We start from the raw sequence: 3,690 nt of genomic DNA on the forward strand, positions 1-3,690 counted from the left end.
CTTTTCTTGATGCTAATTCAAATGAATCTCCTTGACATGAAGTTCGGTTTTTTCACGAATCTCGAATGGAAGAAAATATATTTTACTCTCTGCCTCTGTACTTTCTTCTCGAAGTTCAACGCTGCCCTTTCGCCACGTATCGATCCAGATGAGTTTATACCGATTACTTTTCTCTCCATTCAATTCGACTTTATATTCGATAGTTTCACTTTCTTGAAAATTTTCTCCTTTTATCCGTTTTATCTCCCCTCTTACCGATGTATCCACAATATCTTTTATCCCAACACTAACATCCATCCCCCCAAGAGCCTCCCATTGAATATTCACTGTTCGGGCAATTGTACGAGAACGTTTCACGCTGACTTCAACTCCATCCGGCACATACACTTCCTCACTCGCCGCTTCTTCTTGCCGTTGATCCTTTGAAAGTTGTATTGCACCAATCGTCTGTGTATGTTGTTTGTTAGAAGTATTCGTAGCAGCAGGCTGCACAACTTGATTCGATGGTTCTTGTGTTTTAAGCGATGGCGATTTAGCGAACCAACGTCTATAAACAAAAGACCCAATTGCATTAACTATTATAATACCAACTATAATACCAACGAGTAGCTGAAGTAAGGTAAAACCTTTTGTCTGTAGCGAATTGTTCATATCATTAATCGTTCCTTTCTTCATTTTTGAACTGGCGATACCTTTTGCGTTTCTAATCAATTAAATCTCTTGCCAGATAAGGATTTAGTCGATTTATGCCCCCCTATCGAACCATACCAAGTAACGAAGAACCTGAAAACTCACATCTGCTCACTGATCACTGATTGCCTCCTATTGGCACAAACGTTGATAAACTGTGGCCAAAGCTTGGACATCACCGACGTTACCCGGGAAAAGAACCACAGGTAGATTAGGAAAGAGATGATGATCGGCTGCTGTACGGACCATGGAGACACCGGGGAGAATCTGACCGAGTAAACGGGCCGATTGCAGACTTAAACCCGTACTTAAGACATCATTCGAGGTAATTCCACCTTTACTGATTAAAAAACTGATGTCACTGGGTAAACCCTTAACAATGTCCATTAACAGGGTGGAGACGACAACCCCAAAATCAAGGCGTTTCTGCACAGAGGCAAAGGTTAACTCTTGCCGACTGGTATAGATCACGGGGGTTTGTTTATTTTTGTGAATAAGCTTGACTTTTTCCAGAGCTTGTGCTAGGGGTTGCTCTCGTTGCTCAGGACGATCGCGCAATGCCGTCACATCGATTTCGACTCCGACGGTGTTGGGTTGTTGAAGCAGTTTATCTAATTGTTGGCTAGTTTTTTTGACGTGGGAACCGACGATAATTGCCCCGGCTTCCCCCGTGGGCTTATACTTACCCATAGATTCGGGTGCGATCGGTTGAGTTCCTAAATTAGCCAAAGAAGTTAAAATACTGGCGGCACTACGGAATAAAAATTTTTTTCCCTCCCCTGCGGCGGTTAAAATATCTTCAGCAAAGCGATCGAGATCCGCTTGAGTTTCCCCATCTACCACCCCACATTGATTATTTTTGAGCTTTTGCAGTCGTTCTAAACTACCTTGACGGATATCTGCCAGTAAAAATCTTTCCACATCATCTGCTTTAATTTTACCTTGCGTTTTCTCCTCCACATAATCCGGCAGATAACTGTAGTGGTAGGCAAAAACCGAATCGCGAGCAAATTCCGTCTCGTGGACGGGAGTGGGAACGCCATCGATGATTAAATAGTGAATACTATCACGGGTGATTCTACCTCCCTCAAAAAAGGCTGGAATCAGGAAATGTGCATCAAAACCGCCCAATTCTTCGGCAATAACATCAGTTTCGATCGGATAATGCCCGCGCAGGGTAGAATCGGAACGACTAACCACCAAAAAATCCTCGATTCCCTCTTTAGTTAAGGCAGTTTTCAGGTTATGACAGACTTCTCTGGTGACAGACTCGGCTTTTTCGGGGGTTAAAGCGCGAGTATTGGTCAAAACAAAGAAAATTGGCGCATTATCTGCCAATCCCAAGCGGAGAGTATCTTCATCCCACCGCATCAATAACAGACAACTATGGACTGTTTGGGAACCTGTCGGGTCGTCATCTAAGACTATAATTTTAGGTCTATTATTGCTCATATATTTTTTATCAGGATGGGAGGGACGGGGGAATCAAGAGAATCTGGTTAATAGTTTATCGGGTTCTGGTTCCCCATTAAAGTCGTCCCCTCCGCAAGCAACCGCTATCAATCTTGATCACAATCTGTCCAATATAGGATAAGCTATACCATGATTCATACAGTGACGAAGTTGAGCGCGGGAGACTTCCCTTTGAATACGTTAATTCACCCCACTGCGGTTATCCATCCGTCGGCAAAACTTGATCCCAAGGTTAAAGTTGGTCCCTATGCTGTGATCGGGGCCAATGTGGAAATTGAAGCTGATACAATTATTGATGCCCATGTGGTCATTGAGGGTCCGACCAAAATTGGCAAGGGTAATCATATTTTTTCCGGGGCTGTTATTGGTAATGAACCACAGGATTTAAAGTATAAAGGTGGCGAAAGTAGCGTGGAAATTGGTGATCATAACCAAATTCGCGAGTTTGTCACGATTAATCGCGCCACGGATACGGGAGAAGTTACCCAAATTGGCAGTAATAATTTATTAATGGCCTATGTTCACGTTGCCCATAATTGTATTTTGCAAGATAACATTATTATCGCTAATAGTGTCGCCTTGGCAGGTCATGTCCAGATCGAATCAAAAGCAGTTATCGGGGGAGTTTTAGGAGTACATCAATTTGTTCATATTGGCAAAATGGCCATGTTAGGAGGAATGAGTCGTATTGATCGCGATGTTCCCCCTTTTACTTTAGTGGAAGGCAATCCCTGTCGGGTGCGAACTCTTAATTTAGTCGGTTTACAAAGGGCCGGTTTTACCGATGAAGATCTAGCTTTACTGAAAAAAGCTTTTCGGATTATCTATCGTTCTAATATAAATCTTCAGGAGGCTTTAGAACAAGTTTCTCTCTTAACCGATAACCCCCATGTTCAACATCTCTGTCAATTTTTACAATCCTCTACCACGGGAGAAAAACGCCGCGGTTTAATTCCGGGGAAATAATTTATTGATTGAGGAACAGGGAGTGGGGAGTGGGAATTATGAATGATGAATGATGAATTATGAATTGGGGAGCGGGAAGAAAAAGCGTTCGACAAAAGCTCACCCCGAAGTCTGTCTTCTCAATCCTGACTCCTATCTCCTATCTCCAGCAATCCTGTCTCCTGAATTCTTTTATTATCAAATAATTATCCAAATGCGTATATTTATTAGTACGGGTGAGGTATCGGGTGATTTACAGGCAGCGATGCTGATTGAATCCCTTTTTAAACTAGCTAAAACCCAGGCAATTGAGTTAGAAATTTTTGCTTTAGGTGGCGATCGCATGGAGTTAGCCGGAGCAAAAATGTTGGGTAAAACCACTCGACTGGCTGCCATGGGATTAATTGAATCTATCCCCTTTATTTTGCCAACCTTACAACTACAAAAACGAGCAAAAGAGTTTTTTAAAGATCATCCCCCTGATATCATTATTTTAATTGATTATGTGGGGGCAAATGTGGCGATCGGTCAGTCGGCTAAAAAAATTATTCCCGATGTCCCAATTATTTATTATATTGCCCC

Annotated in this window: 4 protein-coding genes and 1 pseudogene; 3 read left to right on the forward strand and 2 right to left on the reverse strand. The window is 42.5% G+C overall.

Going from position 1 to position 3,690, the window contains the following annotated elements:
- Positions 1-12 precede the first annotated feature (12 nt).
- Positions 13-711, reverse strand: coding sequence for a hypothetical protein (locus PX636_RS08595; RefSeq protein ID WP_288116763.1), 699 nt, complete (start codon positions 709-711; stop codon positions 13-15).
- 9 nt (positions 712-720) lie between these two features.
- Between PX636_RS08595 and PX636_RS08600 the strand changes: the two genes are divergently transcribed.
- Positions 721-900, forward strand: coding sequence for a hypothetical protein (locus PX636_RS08600; protein ID WP_288116764.1), 180 nt, complete (start codon positions 721-723; stop codon positions 898-900).
- On the opposite strand, the gene PX636_RS08605 is transcribed toward PX636_RS08600, so the two are convergent.
- A complete protein-coding gene (locus tag PX636_RS08605) occupies positions 823-2,142 on the reverse strand; it encodes a four-carbon acid sugar kinase family protein (protein ID WP_288116765.1) in 1,320 nt (439 codons plus the stop codon). The two genes, PX636_RS08600 and PX636_RS08605, sit on opposite strands and share 78 nt — an antisense overlap.
- A gap of 150 nt (positions 2,143-2,292) precedes the next feature.
- On the opposite strand from PX636_RS08605, the gene lpxA reads away from it, so the two are divergent.
- Together lpxA and PX636_RS08615 are read left to right on the forward strand one after the other, a co-directional pair.
- Positions 2,293-3,129, forward strand: a complete 837-nt coding sequence (gene lpxA / locus PX636_RS08610) for an acyl-ACP--UDP-N-acetylglucosamine O-acyltransferase (protein ID WP_002761667.1) — start codon at positions 2,293-2,295, stop codon at positions 3,127-3,129.
- A 193-nt stretch (positions 3,130-3,322) separates the two neighbouring features.
- A pseudogene (locus tag PX636_RS08615) lies at positions 3,323-3,690 on the forward strand (lipid-A-disaccharide synthase); the annotation flags it as partial.

It is taken from the genome of Microcystis sp. M53598_WE2 (assembly GCF_030067735.1).
GTDB classification, from domain to species: domain Bacteria; phylum Cyanobacteriota; class Cyanobacteriia; order Cyanobacteriales; family Microcystaceae; genus Microcystis; species Microcystis aeruginosa.